Source organism: Spirosoma gilvum (assembly GCF_054776815.1).
The window spans coordinates 70704-90693 of the sequence record NZ_BAAHBH010000016.1 but is presented as its reverse complement, the minus strand read 5'-3'; the positions used below and the strand labels follow the sequence as shown (position 1 = coordinate 90693).

The window sequence follows — 19990 nt, the reverse complement described above, 5'->3', positions numbered from 1 at the left end:
GGCATAGGGCGAAGGGGAAAACCAGAAGCGAAACCGCCCCTTTGCCCCATACCCTCTGCCCCATGCTTTTTAATCATTTATCGCGTCGTAGACCAGAAGTTGGTTTTGAGAAATGACCCGTTCGCCAGGTTTCAGGCCGGTTTTGATATAGGCAATATCACCAACGGTTTTCAGCACATTTACTTCGCGGGTTTCAATATCGGAGCGACTTTTGAACACCATCACGAAGTGCTTCGACTGGTCGAAAATGACCGACCCGGCCGGTACAGTAGCCAGCTTGCCCCCATCCTCGTAACGCAGGGTGACCGTTGCATGCATTTCGGGGCGGAGTTTCAGACCTGTATTATTCAGCCGAATCCGAACCGTCATGGCTTTAGTGCCGGGGTCCAACACAGTATAGATTTTATCGACCTGACCTTTGAACAATTGGTCTGGATAACTCAGTGTCTGGATGGAAGCGTCCATCCCAATTCGCACACGACCGATATCGCTTTCATTAACATTGGCCAGCACCCACACTTCAGAAATCTGCCCGATCGTAAACAGGTTATTGGCATTATCGGAACGAAGCTGCATACCCCGGTTCACATTCTTTTCGATGACATAACCATCCAGGGGCGCTTTTACGGTATAAATCGACGTTTTACCAAGCCCATAAATGTGGGCTACTTCTTTTACCCGATTGGCCTCAGCCTGCGCCTTTTCAACCTCTTTCTGAGCCGCTACCACCTCGCGTTGTGATACCAGTTTGGTTTCGAACATATCCTGCGCCACCCGCAGATTTTTCTCCGCCAGCAGTAAATCCGACTGAGCCTGAATACCTTGTCGCTCTATATCAGCGACTTCGCCCGACCGGATCAACGCCAGCGTTTGCCCTTTGCGGACATAATCGCCAAGTTCCACCTTTACATCTTCAACATTGCCACCAACCAGCGGAAATACTTTGATGACCCGGTTTTCATCGGCCACCACCTTCCCCACCAGCGTCAGCTCGCTTCGTACGGGCTGCATGACTGTGGAGTCCAGATGAATCCGATGCATCATCGTATCGGACAGCATAAAGGCTTTTTGCTCTTCCTGTGCCGGCTTGGGAGTGCAGCCCGTGAAAACGGCTAAACTACTAAGCAGCAGAAAGCTATAGCAAATAGGGAGATTCATAGATCTGTGGTTTTGTTGTTATCCCTTTACTGATTACCTGAACAAATCGGTTCCGACCAGGTAATTCAACTCTTCATACGCACCGATCCGATCGGCTTTTAGTCGGTTAAGCTGGCGAACGCTATCGTTGTAGGCTTCGATCAGATCGACAAATTCGATCAGCGTAAGATTACCTTTTTGAAAACTGATAATGACACCCCGGTTCAACTCGTCGAACTGAGCCGTAAACTGACCTTCAACCGCTTGTACGCGCCCTTCGACCTCACGAACTTTCTGCAAAGCAGTAGCCACGTCGTTGCTCACCTGAACCGTCTTCTGCTGATACAACTGTTTCTGGTAACTGATCTGACTCTGTGCGGCCCGAATGGCGCCCTGATTGCGATTAAAAACCGGTACGTCGGCCGAAACAGACAGCCCTACATAATTCTGAATGTAACTCCCGGCCTGATCATACGTACCACCGACTCGTAGGTCGGGTTTGGCGAGTGCCCGTTGCAGATTATAATTCAACTCAGCCTGGCGCGTCAGCGATTCGGCGGCTTTCAGGTCTGGCCGGTTGCGTAAGGCCATCTGTTCGAGCGTATCGTCGGGTTGCGTTGGCAGATGATAGCGGGGTAATGATTCGTTGATAACTCGCGGACGAATGGGCTGATCGACAGACAATAATGTTCGCAACGCCCGCTGGTCGTCGGCCAGCTGGAACACGATTTCGGTCCGGTCATTGTTGATCTGGAATAGCAATGCCTTTAATCGGAGCAGTTCACGAAGCGAGATATTGTTTCGTTCGTACTGTTTTTCGTAGGCCGATACGGTTGTCTGGAGCGTAGCAATCTGCTGATCGAACCGAGCCAGGGTTTGTTCCTGAAAGTAAATGGAGAAAAACCGGCTTCGAAGATCGAACCGCAGCCCCCGTAGTAAATCGATTAATTCAAATTCGGTCAGTCGGGCAGCTTCCGATGCCAGCGCAATGCGTTTGTTGCGTTTGCCAGCCGTATAGAGCAGTTGCTGAACCGAGATAATTTTTTCGCCCTGCCGCCCTACGTCCAATACGCGACGCGCTTCATTGTTGTAGGCACTCAGTTCGAGGGTTACGTTCGGATTGTCGTATAAACTGGCCTGTAATACCTGTGCCTGACTCGCATCGATTCGAAACCGTTCGGCCAGTAACAACAGATTATTTTTCACAAACAGACTGTCGGCCTGCCGAAGCGTTATTGTCAGTGAATCCTGCCGGGATCGAGATGCTAAAGCAATTTGTGCCTGAGTAAATTCCGCAGAATAGAATACTAGAAAAAAGACGAATGTCAATAACCGCATAAGTTGACTAACTTGGGCTACAAAGGTCTTTAATCCAGATTAAGACAGAATTAAAAGGGGATTAGAGCAACTTTAAAAAGAGATTAGAAAAACATTAGAATTTTACATTTTTTAGTGGTTTTTACTCTATTCTTCTGACTCGATCGAGCCTATATCTGACGTTGTTTCATTGAAAATCAGGTAATTTCAGGCGCTCATACGCTTAGAATTAATGGCTCCCTTCCCATTAATTATCATTAAAAACACGTTTAATAAACTTAATCGTATAGCTTAATAACTTAGTCAATATAGTTAGCAGATTATAGTTAGATGGTTTTCTGCAACAGTCCTGCTGGATTTAAGTCGTTTTACAAATGCGGTAGCGAAATAGTAAATGTACTCCCCTCTCCTACCTTACTCTCAACCGTCAGCGTACCCTGGTGCAGTTCGATCAATTTAGCGCAAATCGACAAGCCAATGCCAAACCCATGATAGTCGAGTGCATTGGCGGCTCGATAAAACGGTTCAAAAATATGGGTCTGATCCTGCTCGGAAATACCAATACCGGTGTCACGAACGGCAACACGACAGGCGCTACCATTGGTGCCTATACGCACCTGAGCAGTTTGATTTGCCGAATACTTACAGGCATTATCAAACAAATTCACAAGCACTTGTTTCAGGAGTTCTTCATTGCCCTGAATCAGCGTTTCCGTCTCTGTTTCCGGTATATTTTCATAATCAACGATAATCTGATAGTGGGGTTTAGCGCTGACCAGTTCATCTTTTGCCAGAAAAACAACTTCGTCGACTCGAATGGGCTGTCGAGCTACCTGGTTGCTGGTTTCCAGGGTTCGGGCCAGAAAGAGTAGTCCATTGGTCAACCCAATCAGCCGATCAGTATCCGATAGTAGGTTAGTCAGAATTTCTTTGTGTTCAGTTACGGTCAGTGGGCGACGTAGACCTAATTGAATCTCTGATTTAAGGGCAGCTAAGGGCGTTCGTAACTCATGGGATGCGTGCGACACAAAACTTCGCTGCTGCTCAAAAGCCTGTTGAAGTCGGAAGAGCACGTCATTGAAATTCATGGCCAGCCGGGCAATCTCATCCTGCCGATTCCCTTCGTCCAGTCGTAGCTGAAGATTACGGGCCGTAATGGTTGATACCTGCTGGTTAATCTGACTAATTGGTTGAAGTGATTGTCCGGCAAAGAAAATTCCCAGGCCAATTGTAACGCTCAGCCCAACCAGCAACCCCCAGCTCAGCGTTAGCTTGAGGTTTTCCATCTTACTGTTGCCAAACTGATCGTAGGCCGACGCTAACACCACCAGATCGCGGCCATTTTGCTGGTAAATCAATCCGACCAGCTCGTTGGGGCCACTAAACGTTTCGATTTCTTTTTTTTGCCGAACCTCGTCCAGAAAAGTAGATCGGTAGTGAATAACCTGATCATCGACACTGGAATAAATCAGGCGGTTTTTGGCGTCGAAAATCAACACTTTCTCATCAAAAAGCGCGGTGAGGGTATTATGATCGATGATTTTGAGTAACTCCCGGTCTACTTCCTTCACTTCGATCAGAAAACGAACCGTTGTCCGTGCCTTACTTTTCAGCCGCTCATAAAACTCCTCCCGCCGATACGTGGCTGACACCCAATAAATCAGGATTGAGAAAAATACCAGAATCGACGCTACGATGAGCGAAAACTGAAGAGCAATGCGATTACGGATAGTCATTATGCCTCTTCTTTTAATACATAACCCAACCCTGGACGGGTGTGAATGAGTTTGGGATCGAAATCGCGATCAACTTTTTTCCGTAAATAATTGACGTACACCTCAACTACGTTCGTTCCGGGGTCAAAATTAAGGCTCCAGACAGCTTCGGCAATATCGGCTTTCGACAGAACGCGCCCTCGATTTCGCATAAAGTATTCGAGCAACGCAAACTCACGGGCGGTCAGGTCGATAGGAATGGCTCCCCGCCGAACTTCTTTGGTAGTTAGATTGATACTTAAATTAGCAACCTGCCAAATTTCCTGTTTGGCCGGATTGTCACTTAGCGCCGATCGGCGGAAACAGGTGGCTACGCGGGCCAGCAACTCCCGAAAATCGAACGGCTTAACCAGGTAATCATCGGCTCCTAATGCCAGCCCTTCTACCTTATCTTCAACTTCACCTAACGCCGTCAGCATAATAATCGGTAGCTGAGGTTTTTCGGCCCGAACGCTCCGACACACTTCAAAGCCACTTAAGCCGGGCAGATTAATATCCAGAATAAGCAGATCGATACCAGGCTGGAGAGCCATCTGTCGTCCGTTTATGCCTTCATAGACCACCTGGGTGGCGTATCCTTCTTCCTGAAGGCCCCGACTAATATTCTGGGCAATGCGCCGGTCGTCTTCAATGATCAGGATTTTTTTCATACCACAACGAGAGCCATCGATCAAAATTCGTACGTAAAAATAAAGGAAAAGCTCCTCTGCCACGACGGTCGCAACAGAGGAGCTTTTAATAAACCCAGATCGGTTTCGAATTACTTGGTGCCGTAGCGCTTGCGGAACTTGTCCACACGACCGGCTGTATCGAGCAGCACGTTCTTACCTGTATAGAAAGGGTGCGACTGCGAGCTAACTTCAATCTTTACGAGTGGGTAGGTTTTCCCTTCGAACTCGATACTATCTTTGGTTTGAACCGTTGAGCGCGTCAGGAACTTATAGTCGCTCGACAGGTCGTGGAATACCACATCGCGGTAATCCGGGTGAATGCCCTTTTTCATGATAAATCTCTGTTTCTTGTCATCTTCTCGGTTTCCGACCGAAAAGGACTGCAAAGGTACAAGCTTTTATGGGGATTACAAACGCTTTTTACACGTTCTTTTACGCCCTGATACTAAACAGCCCAGTAGCATACCGTTGCCTAATATTTGGGTAACAAATGCTTGGCTATGAGCCTATTTTTTCATATTTTTATACAACATTACGCTTCCTCTACGGCCTGCCCGACCGGCACTCGGTCCTGCAAACCGCCAAATAAAAAATGCTTTATTTATTTCTTAGACTACCCCTGTAGTAGGGTATTGATAAGTCATTCAGGATGATGGCTTAACAATTTCTTAACCTACTTAGCAGAGTTGCACCTTTCAATGATTCAATAAATCAGGCGAACCTTCTGGGTTGCTTTTCCGTCTATTTCAACAGAACTTTAGAGTCACGTAACAGGCCAATTCCTGCCATATATGGATAGATCAATGTGAACTATTCATTATTCCAAGAACGCCTTTCCAAAATACCGTAGTTGAGTATAGTAATTCCGTAACACCTCGTTCAATTTCTTTTGTATCTAATCATTTCTCCTTACATAACTAGCCCAAACTTATCATGTTCGTAATCAAACGTGATGGCCGCCGGGAATCTGTCAAGTTCGACAAAATCACGGCTCGAATCGAGAAGCTATGCTATGGCCTCGATCCAGCTTATGTACAACCCGTTGAAGTCGCCGTAAAAGTTGTAAGCGGTCTCTACGATGGCGTTAAAACCACAGAACTCGATAACCTGGCTGCCGAAACAGCCGCTTCGATGACCACCAAGCACCCGGACTATGCCATTCTGGCCGCCCGGATCGCTATTTCTAACCTCCATAAAGAGACCAACAAATCATTCTCGGGTACGATCAAAAAACTGTACCACTACGAAGATCCCAAAACGGGTGAGAACGCGTCGCTGATTTCGCGGGAAGTGTATGAGGTAGTGCGTCAGAATGCGGCCTTGCTGGACTCAACCATCATCTACGACCGCGATTACGGCTATGACTATTTCGGCTACAAAACCCTCGAAAAATCGTATCTGTTGAAGATCGACGGCCGCATTGCCGAACGCCCTCAACATATGCTGATGCGGGTAGCTGTTGGGATTCACCAGGAAGACATCGACTCGGCCATTGAAACCTACAATCTGCTGTCGGAAAAGTGGTTTACCCATGCAACCCCAACGCTATTCAACGCTGGTACGCCAAAGCCACAGATGTCGAGCTGCTTCCTGCTAACGATGCAGGACGACTCCATCGACGGTATTTACGATACGCTGAAGCAGACGGCCAAGATTTCGCAGTCGGCAGGTGGTATTGGACTGAGCATTCACAACATCCGGGCTACGGGCACCTACATTAAAGGCACCAACGGAACCTCGAACGGGATCATTCCGATGCTGCGCGTATTCAACGACACGGCTCGGTACGTTGATCAGGGTGGTGGTAAGCGCAAAGGCTCGTTTGCGATCTATCTGGAGCCCTGGCATGCCGATATTTTTGAATTCCTCGATCTGAAAAAGAACTCGGGGAAAGAAGAAGTCCGCGCCCGTGACCTGTTCTATGCGCTTTGGACGCCCGATCTGTTCATGAAGCGGGTCGAAGCCGACGACGTCTGGTCGTTGTTCTGTCCGCACGAGTGCCCCGGCCTGGCCGATTGCTATGGCGAGGAATTTGAAGCGTTGTACGAGCGCTACGAGCGCGAAGGCCGTGCCCGTCGGACGGTGAAGGCGCAGGAGTTGTGGTTCAAAATTCTGGAATCACAAACCGAAACCGGTACGCCGTACATGCTATACAAGGATGCGGCTAACAAAAAGTCGAACCAGAAGAACCTGGGTACGATCAAATCGTCGAACCTCTGCACCGAGATTATCGAGTACACGGCCCCCGACGAAGTAGCGGTTTGTAACCTGGCGTCGATTGCCCTGCCTAAGTACATTAAACGCGATCCAGACGGGATTATGCGTTTCGACCACCAGAAGCTGTTCGAGATTACGAAGGTGGCTACCCGCAACCTGAACAAGATCATCGACATCAACTACTACCCAGTCGAAGAAGCGCGTCGGAGCAACATGCGTCACCGGCCAATTGGTCTTGGCGTACAGGGACTGGCCGATGCGTTTATCATGCTGCGGATGCCGTTTGAATCGGAAGAAGCCCGTCGCCTGAACGAAGATATTTTCGAGACGATCTACTTCGGTGCGATGACCGCTTCGATGGAAGCCGCCAAAGAACACGGCCCATACGAAACCTGGAAAGGCTCACCGATTTCGCAGGGTATCTTCCAGTTCGACATGTGGGGTGTAAACCCAAAATCAAACCGTTGGGATTGGGAAAGCCTGCGGAAGGACGTGATGGAACACGGCGTTCGGAACTCACTGCTACTGGCGCCGATGCCTACCGCATCGACCTCACAGATTCTGGGCAACAACGAGTGTTTCGAACCATACACGAGCAACATCTACACCCGTCGCGTGCTGTCGGGCGAGTTTGTAGTCGTGAACAAGCACCTGCTGAAAGACCTCGTAAAACTGGGCCTGTGGAACGATACAATGAAGAACAACCTGATTCTGGCCAACGGCTCTATTCAGGCGATTCCAGGTATTCCACAGAACATCAAAGACCTGTACAAAACGGTTTGGGAGATCAAACAGAAGCACATCATCGACATGGCTGCCGACCGGGGTGCGTACATCTGTCAGTCGCAATCGCTGAACATCCACATTCAGGATTCGAACTTCGGCAAGTTGACCTCCATGCACTTCTACGCCTGGAAAGCAGGGCTGAAAACGGGTATGTACTACCTCCGTACCAAAGCCGCTACCGATGCCGTGAAGTTCACCGTGGTACAGCCACAGGCCGAGCCACAACTCGAACCCGTCATGGCCGAAACAGCGCCCGTCGAGAAACCCCTCAACTACGTACAGTACGCCAAGGATCACGCCCAGAACGTAGCGCCTGCCCCTGTACCGATGGTAACCGACCTCGAACAGCAATATGCTGCCATGACCTGCTCACTGGACGATCCAGAAGGTTGTGAGATGTGCGGCTCCTAGTCGAGTTTCAAGTTATTAGTTTAAGGTTTCAAGTTTTCGCTCCCGGCTGTGGTTGACATGGCCGGGAGTATTGTTTTATCAGTAAGGTCGCTAATCTATTGTAAACGCGTCAGAAGCCCCGATTTGGGGCTTTTTTTTGTTTATGCTGGAAATGAGTTAAAGAATGCTGGATTTGTGCTAACCCCCAATTAAGCTCAATCTCGATTTTTATACCTGTATTCTTCCTTTTCAAGGTCATTAACTTTCTCACCTCACAATCCATGAAACTGCTTACTAAATTTTTCTACTTTGCGTACCGAGTACGTGCCGTAGCCCCTATTGGAATCGCTCTTTTTTTAGCCGTTAATTTCCTGACTTTCAGCCCTACCTATGGGCAAACGAAGCGGTATGTAAAACCAATTGCCAGCGGCACGGGCACGGGAGACTCCTGGTTGAATGCCTCCTCAGATTTACAGGCTATGATCACCGCCAGTGCTTCTGGTGATCAGGTGTGGGTAGCCACCGGAACCTACAAACCCAATGGCGATGCGAATACGGATCGTACGAAAAGCTTCTCATTAAAGAACGGAGTCATTGTATACGGTGGCTTTATGGGGAGCGAGTCAACGCTGGGTGACCGGCCATCGGTTAATCCCATCACAGGTAACCCCAGCAGTACGACACTGAGTGGGGAGATTGGCGATCCAACCAGTACCACTGACAATAGTTATCACGTGATTTACAATACGTCGGGCCTGAATCTGACCAGCAGTACAACCCTGGATGGGTTTGTGATTACCGGCGGGCGGGCAGATGGAAGTAGCCTGAATAACCTGGGTGGTGGTCTGTTAAACAACAGTAATAGCCCCACCCTAACGAATTGCCTGTTCGTGGCAAACTGGGGTGGAAACGGTGGAGGAGCAGCTAATTCGACAAATAGTAGCCCAATCGTAACGAATTGTTCTTTCCAGAGTAATACATCTACCTCAGGAGGAGGCCTATTTAATACCAGCAGTAGTAACCCAACACTGACCGGCTGCTTTTTTCTAACTAATTCTGCAACGGGTAGCGGTGGTGGGATGACCAATACAAGTAACTGCACGCCTGAACTCCAAAATTGTACATTCCAGTCAAATTCGGCTTCTGTTGGAGGAGGGGCAATGTATAACACAACGAGTTGTAAACCAACGTTGACGGGCTGCACCCTTTTAAGTAATTCGGCTAGTGCCAACGGGGGGGCAATCAATACCGAAAGCGGTAGTGATTTTCAGATGGTTAATTGTCTTCTTAAGAATAATTCCTCCAGTGCCAACGGGGGGGTATTAGAAGTTAACAACAGTACCCCGACCCTGACGAACTGCTCTTTCCTGGGTAACTCTGCCAGTTCCAACGGGGGTGTTGTACATACATCAAGTGGAAATGCCCGGCTGATCAACTGCTCGTTTCAGTCAAATACGTCGATCAATGGGCGAGTCATACACAATAACAATGGCAACGTAGTATTGACCAATTGTGTACTGTTTGATAATGGCGGCAACAAAACCATTTTCCATTTTGGAACCGGTGGGGTTTCTGCCAGTTATAGTTTGTTTGAACCTACGTCGGTTACCGTAAGCGGATTTACGAGCGTTACCGGCAACCTGACCACTACCGTATCCCCCTTTGCTTCAACAACCAGTACAGAACTGTCGGCCTGTGCCCCTGCTATCAATACGGGTGATCCCGCCAGTGCTACGGTCGCCAGTGGCCCTTACTCCGTATCCGCTCTGCCGAGTACGGATTTAGCGGGTAATAGCCGAATTTTCGGCAACCTGGTCGACATGGGCGCCTATGAGTTTCAGGGGACAGCGAGCCTGCAAACGGCCTTTACGACGCTCCCGGTAGCGGGTTCATCGGTTTGTTCGGGAGGGACAGTAACGGCCAGTATCAGTGTGAGTGGAACAGGCCCGTTTACCTATGCCTGGTACAAGGGCGCGGGTCTGGTCAGCCCTGCCCAGAGCACTTCAGCACTTTCATTGACCAATGTGCAAACGGGTGACGCCGGGAGTTATTCCATAGTGGTAACAGGGGCCTGTAACAGTGTAACCTCAACGGCCTTTAGTCTGACGGTCAATGCATCGCCGGTAGCTAGTCTGACAGCCTCAAATTCGGGAACCTTAACCTGTTCTCTAGCCAGTCTGACACTGACCGCATCGGGTGGCACCTCCTTCACTTTCGCCAATAGTAGTGGTACGCTAGGAACGCCCGGAACAAGCCAAACGCTGGTCGTCACTACACCCGATACCTATTCGGTAACAGTCAGTAATGCCAATGGATGTCGCGTTACAGTGGCCACTTCGGTTAGCCTTACAAATACGCTGGCTGTTTCGGCGGGTTCTGCGCTCCCCCTGGCCGACATTGGCGTAACCGTCAGCTTATCGGCTTCGGGAGCTACTACTTATCAGTGGACCGCTCCTACCGGAACTAGTTTCACGACTCCCTCTACCAGTTCGGCCGTCTCCGCCAGTCTACTTACATCGGGGGTAAAGACGTTTACCTTGGTGGCTAGTAGTGGCGCCTGTAGTCAGACTAAACTGGTTAGTGTAACGGTGGTGACGGGGCCCGACCTAACGTCTATTCTAAGTTTGCCAGATGCCAATTTCCCAGCTAATGGCAGCAAGCAGTTGCTAATTCAGGTTCAGGAGGTAAACGGATTCGCCACCACGGGTAGTTCGATTACCATTAACATCACCGTACCCGCTGGCTACACAATCAGTTACGACAACACACTGACCAGCATCAATGTCTCGGGTGGAAGTAACAACCCCGTAGCGGTGCAGAACAGCAAGTGGCAGGTGAGTAGTAATGTAGCCAATCAGCAGCTGAGTCTGACGATCAACGGGGGTGAGTCAATGGGAGCCAACACGACGCTGAATCTGGGCTTCACCATCACGCGTACCACGGCCAATTCGGGAAGTACGTCCAACATTACCATCAATGTGGCCGATGACAGTGGTGGAAGTTATGATAACAACCATCTCAACAATATTTTCGCCCGTATCATTAGTGGCTTATAAACGGTCATAACTGGCAAAGGAAAGATTTACTTAAACCTTATTGGGTTAAATGATTTCCTTATAGCTCTGCTCTATTAGTCACTTCATCCTGATGAAACCGTACACCTCAGCCAAAGGAGCTCAGTTCCGGACCAGCCCATCCAAAATTCTCTACCTGATCGGGGATATAAATTATTGTCGGATTTATCTCATCAATGGGGAAGTGGTCCTGATGTCGCACACGCTGAAATGGTACGAGGACCGCTGGCCCTCATTTCTGAGAATTCATAAACGAGTTTTGATTAATCCGACTTATGCCTACTCGCTACATATGTCGCCCCACAGCCGAAACAATAGTCATGTGATTATGGACAATCAGGCATCGCTACCCATTGCTCGTCGGCGGCTTATTCAGGTACAGGATAAACTGTCGCACCTGCACATACAGGAACCAGCGATCATGCAAGAGTCTTAGGGGAGCTGTTAGCACCTACTTATACTGAAAATCCCGGAGATACCTCCGGGATTTTTGATTATTCTATACCGCGCTGCATTTCCTCCATTTTCTTACGAAGGCTTAGTGGGCGCATATCGGTCCAGAGTTCTTTGATGTAAGCCAGACACTCTTCTTTGGAACCAGATTTACCTACATCGTTCCAGCCGAGGGGATTCTCACGATCAGCGGGCCAGATGGAATACTGCTCTTCGTGGTTGACGACTACTTTGTAGATCGTGTTGTCTTCGCGTTCGTCCTGCATAGTGATTTGGCGGTTTAGGAATGTCCACCAAATATACGCTACGTTTACGCATCATAACTCAGCACGGGAGCCAGCCATCGTTCGATCTCGTCAACCGGCATATCTTTCCGTTGTGCGTAATCCAGCACCTGATCCTTGTTGATTTTACCCACGGCAAAATACTTCGACTCCGGGTGCGAGAAATAGAATCCGCTGACCGACGAGGCCGGGTACATGGCATAACTTTCGGTCAGTTCGATACCAATTTTACCAGCGTCCAGTAAATCAAACAGCGTGCCTTTTTCGGTATGATCGGGACAGGCCGGATAACCCGGAGCCGGTCGGATGCCCTGGTACTCTTCCTTGATTAGTTGGTCGTTGGAGTAGGTTTCTCCGGTGGCATAGGGCCAAAACTCAGTCCGTACCCGCTCGTGCATCCGCTCGGCGAAGGCTTCGGCCAGCCGATCGGCGATGGCTTTCACCATAATGCTACTGTAATCGTCGTGGTCGCGTTCGTATTTCTCCAGCAACGCTTCGATACCGATACCGGCCGTTACGGCAAATCCACCAATGTAATCTTCGCGGCCGCTTTCGAGCGGGGCCACAAAGTCCGACAAGCAATAGTTCGGTAATCCCGGAGCTTTCTGATTCTGCTGGCGGAGGAAATGGAGCACCGTTTTGGTATCGTAAATCAGCTCACCAACCGGACTTACCGCCGTCTGCGACTGCGCACGACTGATTTTGTACTCGATGTGCCGGTGGGACCCATGCCGTTCACAGGGAACATCGCGAACCTGTTCTTCAAACTCATGTAATAGCACATCATCGTCGGCAGTGTTGGCCGGAAAGAAACCAACCACGGCTTTGGCTTTCAACAGCTTACCATCGATAATTTCCTGTAGCAGACGGTTGGCATCATCGAAAAGTTGCCGGGCTTCTTTGCCAACGGTCGCATCCTCGAAGATAGCGGGGTATTTGCCGTGTAGTTGCCAGGTCTGGAAGAACGGCGTCCAGTCGATATAGGCTCGTAGCTCAGCCAAGTCGTACTCCTCAAAATAGCGATTACCGAGGAAAGTCGGTTTGGTTGGCTCGAAATTCCGCCAATCGATGGGAGCCCGATTCTCACGCGCTTTGTCAATCGTCAGGCTGGCTTTCTCCTGCCGACGACGGGCATGGTCGTCGCGAAGTTTGCTGTACTCGGCTTTGATCTGATTAAAAATCTCGTCGCGGGTTGCTGCCTGCTCACTCGTCAAGCGACCGGCTACAGGCACACTCCGGCTGGCATCCAGCACATGAACCACTGGCCCGGCATAATGTGGATCGATCTTAACAGCTGTATGCGTCCGTGAAGTTGTCGCGCCACCAATCAGCAGAGGTAGCGTAAAGCCCTGGCGCTGCATTTCTTTAGCTACGCCCACCATTTCATCGAGCGAGGGGGTAATGAGTCCGCTCAGGCCAATAATATCGACGTTATGCTTACGCGCTTCGTCCAGAATTTTCTGTGTCGGTACCATCACGCCGAGGTCAATGATCTCGTAGTTGTTACAGCCCAGCACTACCCCGACGATGTTTTTACCAATGTCGTGCACGTCCCCTTTCACCGTTGCCAGCAGAATTTTACCGGCCGACGACGAGCCGGTGCCCGATTTTTCGGCTTCAATAAACGGGGTCAGATACGCCACGGCTTTTTTCATTACCCGCGCCGATTTAACCACCTGTGGCAGGAACATTTTACCGGCACCAAACAGGTCACCGACCACGTTCATACCATCCATCAACGGCCCTTCAATCACATGCAACGGACGCTCCACCTGCTGACGAATTTCTTCCACATCTTCATCGATGTAGTCGGTAATACCTTTCACCAGTGCGTACTTAAGCCGCTCACGGACGGGTTCGGCCCGCCAGCTTTCGTCCTGCACAACGGCTTTTCCTTTGGCTTTTACCGTTTCGGCAAACTCAACGAGCCGTTCGGTGGCATCGTCCCGACGGTTCAGGAGTACATCTTCACAGCGTTCCAGCAAGTCTTTGGGAATGTTGTCGTACACTTCTAACTGACCCGCATTCACGATGCCCATGTCCATACCCGCCCGGATGGCGTGATATAGAAACGCCGAGTGCATGGCTTCACGCACGACATCGTTGCCCCGGAAACTGAAGGAGATATTCGATACCCCACCGCTTACTTTCGCCAGAGGCAGGTTTTCCTTAATCCAGCGGGTAGCATTGATGAAATCGACGGCATAGTTGTTATGCTCTTCAATACCCGTTGCAACGGTTAGAATATTGGGGTCGAAAATGATGTCCTGTGGCGAAAAATTAACCTTATCGACCAGAATCCGGTACGCTCGTTCACAAATTTCGATCCGTCGTTCGTAGGAATCGGCCTGGCCCGTTTCATCAAACGCCATGACGACTGTGGCCGCTCCGTAGCGCTTAATCAGCTTAGCTCGCTCAATAAACGCTTCTTCGCCTTCTTTCAAGGAGATGGAGTTGACAATGGCTTTCCCCTGAACGCATTTCAGACCGGCCTCAATCACTTCCCACTTCGATGAATCGACCATAATGGGCACGCGGGCGATGTCGGGTTCGGAAGCAATCAGGTTCAGGAACGTAGTCATGGCTTCGACCGAATCGAGCATACCTTCGTCCATGTTGACATCAATCACCTGAGCGCCCCCTTCTACCTGGCCACGCGCAATGCTGAGGGCTTCGTCGTAATTTCCTTCCTTAACCAATCGGGCAAATTTCTTCGAGCCAGTTACGTTGGTACGTTCACCGATATTCAGGAAGTTGGTTTGTTCCGTCACCTTTAAGGGTTCCAGACCACTTAGTTTCTGATAGGGTTCAGCCTGAGGTCGTTGCCGGGGTGCGTGTTTGGCAGCCGCCTGGGCGATGGCCTGAATGTGATCGGGCGTTGAGCCACAGCAGCCACCGACGATGTTCACAAAGCCATCCCGGATAAACCCTTCCACCTGAGCCGCCATTTCGTCGGGTGTCTGATCATATTCACCAAATTCATTCGGTAATCCTGCATTTGGATAGGCCGACGTAAAAAATGGAGCTTCCTTAGCTAACGTCTGAATATACGGACGCATCAATTCAGCACCGAGCGCACAGTTTAACCCAACACTCAGCAGCGGCAAATGCGACACCGAATACAAAAATGCTTCGGTTGTCTGCCCCGAAAGCGTCCGCCCACTGGCATCGGTAATCGTTCCCGAAATCATGACGGGTAAGTAGCCAGGAGCGAGGAGCGAGGAGTGAGAATTCTCCATCCGTCGGAAATCTTTTGCGTCAGCATGCTCACTCCTCGCTCCTCGCTCCTCGCTCCTATTACTAAAATACTTATCGATGGCGAACATGGCCGCCTTCGCATTGAGGGTATCGAAAATCGTTTCGACCAACAATAAATCAACTCCTCCTTCGACCAGGCCACTTACCTGCTCATAATACGTATCGACCAGATCATCGAACGTAACGGCCCGATAGGCTGGGTTATTGACATCAGGAGAGAGCGACGCTGTACGGTTGGTTGGCCCCATAGCACCGGCCACAAACCGAGGTTTATCAGGATTCTGACGGGTTACCTCTTCCGCTACTTCTTTGGCAATTTTCGCCGACTGGTAGTTCAGTTCATAGACCAGATCTTCCATGTAATAATCGGCCATGGCAATGCGGGTAGCACTGAACGTATTAGTTTCGATAATATCTGAACCCGCATCCAGATACTGGCGGTGAATGGCCTTAATAACGTCGGGCTTCGTGATCGACAACAAATCGTTGTTGCCTTTTACGTCGTGTGGAAAGTCTTTGAATCGCTCACCCCGATAATCGGCATCGGTCAGTTTGTACCGTTGGATCATGGTGCCCATAGCACCGTCGAGGACGAGAATTCGTTCGTTCAGAAGTTCGTATATCGTTTTCAAAGGCAGTTGTATAGTGCGATTGTCAGGAATACCAACAATCAGTGTCCTTAAAAAAGTCCAAAACCGCAAAAAGCTTAGGCACAGAAAGATGGATAGCGGGGAGCTAACTTATCTGGCCCGGTCAATAAACCGGGAGGAAATTGGCACCGAGTCTCAGTAACCAACTGGTTCTGAAAGGGTTGCCAAGACTTCATCGGGTCCGTCCCTCCGTCTTTCTGGATAAGCCTATAACAAAAATAGATAAAAATAGGGTACACTCATACATAGTGTACCCTAAGATTCTAGGAATTGTGTCGTCACCAGCGCCTGTATAACGTATGTGTTAGCAGGGCCGAAGCTTCTCAATTACCAGGTTTGTTCTAAATCCTCTTTTGTATACTGGTGGTTTCGCTCGTTGTAGAACGACTTTTGATCCGTTCGTTTAATGGCCAGCGGATTCTTGGCGGATAGCCGGTACAGCATCGCGATAGGCCACAAAAAGACGAAAAATAGGATAGAAAGAATGATCTTGCCGTTGATGTTTCCCAGCACCTCCGCAATTTTAAACCAGGCTTTCACAATCAGATCGCCAGCCGCTGGAATGACCAGGCTCAACACGCCGACAGCCGCTGCCGCATAGAGCCACCAGGGCGATTTGAAAATAAAATACAGTACTACCAGCCCAGTTACGATCACCAACTGGGCTTTTACCTTCTCAGAAACGTCCATGCTTAGAACAGCGTGTAAATAAACGGTGCAACGGCCGATCCGCCACCAATAACAATCAGAATACCAATCAGTAGCAACAGAATGATCATTGGTGCCAGCCACCACTTCTTACGCTGCTGCATGAATTTGATAATGTCCTGCAAAAATTCCATGATCTAATTTGAGTTTATTTACTTGTGTATCAAACCGATAAACTAAAAAATCTAAGGTTTAGCCGTACTGTCGGCCAGCGCCATATGCCCTGTTCCTGGATTAGACTGAACAAGTTTGAACAGAGCCTCTCCCACCCGCTGATTGACCAACGCACTGGCGTGCCCATCGTTCCGGCCAACTACCCGGTCTTTCGGTTCGATATCGCCCATCAGTTTGCCAGCTTCCAGCACCGGCACGTTATTTTTCTGGAAGAACGAAACCACCGGTTTGACGTATTCCGCTGTTTTTTCCAGGTTATGCGAAAAGGGGAACAAAACAACGTAAAAACGAGCCTTATGCTCTTTGGCATACGTTACAAATTTAGCCAGATCACTCAGATGGTCGTTAATAATTGCCGGAGTTCCGTAAGCTGTACGAGCATAGGTATCGAACGGCGCAAAATTACCGTGTGGAAACTGCCAGTACAGGTAATTTAGCAGATACGACTTAATAAACAGCGATTGAAACGCCCGAGGTACGTCGGAATAAGGTTCAAACGACGCGGGTACTAACCCATGATCGTGAGCCACCTTTTCGATATCGTTCGGAAAATACTGCAACACCAGTATATCAGGCTTTTTGCCAAATTTCACAAGCCGTTCGTATTCATTCCGGGTATCCGAACCCGAAATACCCAGGTTATAGGTTATGTACTGATTTCCCAGCTTTTCGCCTAAAACATTTCCGTAGCGCTCTTCCGCCCGTTTCAGACCGTGGCCCGACGTAAACGAATCACCGACCACCAACACGACTTTTTTACCCAGTGTATCGGTCCGAGGTGTATCGCGATAATCACCTACCATAGGCGGCCAATAGCGTTCAAACCAGATGTGTGACGCCAAGGTGAGTCCACCTTCCTGACTCTGGGAGATGAACATGAAAATAATTTCCACGAACACCAGCAACAGCGCCGTTGGAACTAGCAACGTAGCCAGGTTACCAATCAGTTTAGGCGGTTTCGGATTCTTAACAACACCATAATAATAGATCCGGACAATCTCCATCATCACCAGCAGCAGGATGGCGATTTTAGCAAACCGAACATATATATTATCGAAAAGCCCTCGGTGTGGATAATCCAGCACCACGTTCAGCCGATCTCCGTAGTATAGAAGAAAGGCTAAGAACCCCAGGAACAGTAAACGAATAGCACTCGAAACAAATTTTGATTGCATCAATTCAGCCCATTCGGCGGTAGGCTCCCGTTAGTCTAAAACAAATTCTTCTTTCCAGTTATCAGTATCCTGCCATTCGGGTTGCTGGCGCTTATCGAACAGGTAGTTACCAACTACGAGGTAATCCATTTCAGTACGCATAAAACACCGATAGGCATCATCCGGCGTGGAAACGATGGGTTCGCCCCGCACGTTGAAACTGGTGTTGACAATGACGCCGTAGCCCGTGAGTTGCTTAAAGGCGTCAATCAATTGGTAATACCGCGGATTGGTGTCTTTATGTACCGTTTGAATCCGGGCCGAATAATCGATGTGCGTAATCGACGGCAAGTCGGACCGCTGATAGTAAAGTTTTTCACGCAACGGGAAGCTGGCGTAATTAGCCGGTACGGGTGTACGACGCTTCTGAGCTACTGGATGCACCAGCAGCATATACGGCGAAATGCCATCGTAATCGAAATATTCCGCGCAATCTTCGGCTAATACCGACGGCGCAAATGGCCGGAACGACTCCCGATATTTGATTTTTAGGTTCAGTTTTTTCTGCATCTCGGCATTGCGCGGGTCGCCCAAAATGCTGCGTCCGCCTAATGCCCGAGGACCAAACTCCATCCGTCCCTGCACCCAACCTACCACGTTGCCTTCTGCCAACAGACGGGCGGCTTCGCGGCTCAATTCGTCAAAATTATCGAAGTGTTTGCCAATAGCTTTGTATTTAACGGCCATCAGTTCAACGTCCAGATCGGAGAAAGTTGGCCCCAGATACGATCCCCGCATGGCATCCCGTTCTTTCGTGACCTCACGCTCTTTTCCGAAATAGATATGATAAGCGGCTAAAGCAGCTCCTAAGGCCCCACCGGCATCACCGGCAGCCGGTTGAATAAAGAGATCCTTGAACAAACCAGCCGCCTGAAGCTTCCCGTTCGATACGCAGTTCAGGGCTACACCACCTGCCAGCACGAGCGCATCGGCATTGGTTAGCCGTTTGGCTTCGCGGGCCATGTTCAGGACCACCTCTTCGGTCAGGTATTGAATCGCCAGACCCAGGTTGCAATGGTGTGCCTGAAGCTCATCCTCCGGCTGGCGTTTGGGGAATCCAAACAGTTCGGCCCATTTCTCATCATGCACCATCGTGAGTCCGGTCGCATAATCGAAATACTCCTGGTTCAGCCACACCGAGCCATCGGAACGCAAATCGGCCAGTTTCTCTTTGATCATGGCCATGTAGCGGGTTACGTCGGGCGAATGCGGATCGCCGTAGGGCGCCAGGCCCATCAGCTTATATTCGCCGGAGTTGACCCGGAAACCCAGAAAGTAGGTAAAAGCCGAATACAACAGCCCCAGCGAATGGGGGAACCGTAATTCTTTCAGGATCGAGATGTTTTTCCCTTCACCCAATCCGATCGACGCCGTTGCCCATTCGCCAACACCATCGATGGTCAGAATAGCCGCCCGTTCGAACGGGGACGGATAGAACGCACTGGCTCCATGCGACAAATGGTGTTCGGGAAACAGCAGCTTTACTTTGCTGGATGACTTATACCCGATCTTTTCCAGTTCCTCCCGAATCAGCCGCTTCAGAAACAGCTTTTCCTTGAGCCAAACCGGAATCGACATCAGAAACGACCGTATGCCTTTGGGCGCAAAGGCATAATACGTTTCGAGTAGCCGCTCAAATTTCAGCAGCGGTTTGTCGTAAAAGACAATGGCATCTAATTTATTGAGATCTGCTCCACCGTATTGAAGACAGTATTGTATCGCCTGAGCCGGAAATCCTGGATCATGCTTTTTACGTGTAAATCGCTCTTCCTGAGCTGCGGCAATGATACGGCCGTCTTCGATTAGCGCAGCCGCTGAATCGTGATAAAAAGCAGAAATACCTAATATGGTCATGAACTATGGTACTGTTCAAACAGGGGCC

Annotated in this window: 14 protein-coding genes and 1 riboswitch; of the genes, 3 read left to right on the top strand and 11 right to left on the bottom strand. The window is 49.6% G+C overall.

Features of this window, described 5'->3' with window-relative positions:
• Positions 1-69: 69 nt before the first annotated feature.
• From ACYVFD_RS31580 to ACYVFD_RS31560, 5 genes are all read right to left on the bottom strand, one after another.
• Entirely contained in the window at positions 70-1158 is a 1089-nt protein-coding gene (locus ACYVFD_RS31580; RefSeq protein ID WP_461094606.1) for an efflux RND transporter periplasmic adaptor subunit, read from the bottom strand.
• A 33-nt stretch (positions 1159-1191) separates the two neighbouring features.
• Positions 1192-2475 (bottom strand): TolC family protein, encoded by a 1284-nt coding sequence (locus tag ACYVFD_RS31575; RefSeq protein ID WP_461094605.1) that lies wholly within the window; start codon positions 2473-2475, stop codon positions 1192-1194.
• A 347-nt stretch (positions 2476-2822) separates the two neighbouring features.
• The gene (locus ACYVFD_RS31570; RefSeq protein WP_461094604.1) at positions 2823-4190 is read right to left on the bottom strand and encodes a sensor histidine kinase; all 1368 of its coding nucleotides are present in this window, start codon (positions 4188-4190) and stop codon (positions 2823-2825) included.
• Positions 4190-4879: a response regulator transcription factor gene (locus ACYVFD_RS31565; protein WP_461094603.1), complete on the bottom strand. Its 690-nt coding sequence runs from the start codon at positions 4877-4879 to the stop codon at positions 4190-4192. The genes ACYVFD_RS31570 and ACYVFD_RS31565 overlap by 1 nt, the downstream gene beginning before the upstream one ends.
• A 110-nt stretch (positions 4880-4989) precedes the next feature.
• Positions 4990-5232, bottom strand: coding sequence for a type B 50S ribosomal protein L31 (locus ACYVFD_RS31560; RefSeq protein ID WP_461094602.1), 243 nt, complete (start codon positions 5230-5232; stop codon positions 4990-4992).
• A gap of 601 nt (positions 5233-5833) precedes the next feature.
• Between ACYVFD_RS31560 and ACYVFD_RS31555 the strand changes: the two genes are divergently transcribed.
• The 3 genes from ACYVFD_RS31555 (at position 5834) to ACYVFD_RS31545 (ending at position 11803) form a co-directional block, all read left to right on the top strand.
• Positions 5834-8314, top strand: coding sequence for a ribonucleoside-diphosphate reductase subunit alpha (locus tag ACYVFD_RS31555; protein ID WP_461094601.1), 2481 nt, complete (start codon positions 5834-5836; stop codon positions 8312-8314).
• Between the two features lie 260 nt (positions 8315-8574).
• Positions 8575-11349, top strand: a complete 2775-nt coding sequence (locus ACYVFD_RS31550; RefSeq protein ID WP_461094600.1) for a beta strand repeat-containing protein — start codon at positions 8575-8577, stop codon at positions 11347-11349.
• 91 nt (positions 11350-11440) lie between these two features.
• Positions 11441-11803 (top strand): LytTR family transcriptional regulator DNA-binding domain-containing protein, encoded by a 363-nt coding sequence (locus ACYVFD_RS31545; protein ID WP_461094599.1) that lies wholly within the window; start codon positions 11441-11443, stop codon positions 11801-11803.
• 58 nt (positions 11804-11861) lie between these two features.
• On the opposite strand, the gene ACYVFD_RS31540 is transcribed toward ACYVFD_RS31545, so the two are convergent.
• The 6 genes from ACYVFD_RS31540 to ACYVFD_RS31515 form a co-directional block, all read right to left on the bottom strand.
• Positions 11862-12086 (bottom strand): MbtH family protein, encoded by a 225-nt coding sequence (locus ACYVFD_RS31540; RefSeq protein WP_461094598.1) that lies wholly within the window; start codon positions 12084-12086, stop codon positions 11862-11864.
• 44 nt (positions 12087-12130) lie between these two features.
• Positions 12131-15994 carry a methionine synthase gene (gene metH / locus ACYVFD_RS31535; protein WP_461094597.1) on the bottom strand — a complete coding sequence of 1288 codons (3864 nt, stop codon included), beginning with the start codon at positions 15992-15994 and terminating at the stop codon, positions 12131-12133.
• Between the two features lie 105 nt (positions 15995-16099).
• Positions 16100-16220: riboswitch (SAM riboswitch) on the bottom strand.
• Positions 16221-16339: 119 nt separating this feature from the next.
• On the bottom strand, positions 16340-16702 hold the full coding sequence (locus ACYVFD_RS31530; protein WP_461094596.1) for an SxtJ family membrane protein: 363 nt from the start codon (positions 16700-16702) through the stop codon (positions 16340-16342).
• A 2-nt stretch (positions 16703-16704) separates the two neighbouring features.
• Positions 16705-16854, bottom strand: a complete 150-nt coding sequence (locus ACYVFD_RS31525) for a DUF5989 family protein (RefSeq protein ID WP_020600213.1) — start codon at positions 16852-16854, stop codon at positions 16705-16707.
• Between the two features lie 51 nt (positions 16855-16905).
• Complete coding sequence (locus ACYVFD_RS31520) at positions 16906-18069, bottom strand: SGNH/GDSL hydrolase family protein (protein ID WP_461094595.1); 1164 nt, start codon at positions 18067-18069, stop codon at positions 16906-16908.
• A gap of 30 nt (positions 18070-18099) precedes the next feature.
• A complete protein-coding gene (locus ACYVFD_RS31515) occupies positions 18100-19962 on the bottom strand; it encodes a carbamoyltransferase family protein (protein WP_461094594.1) in 1863 nt (620 codons plus the stop codon).
• Positions 19963-19990: the final 28 nt, after the last annotated feature.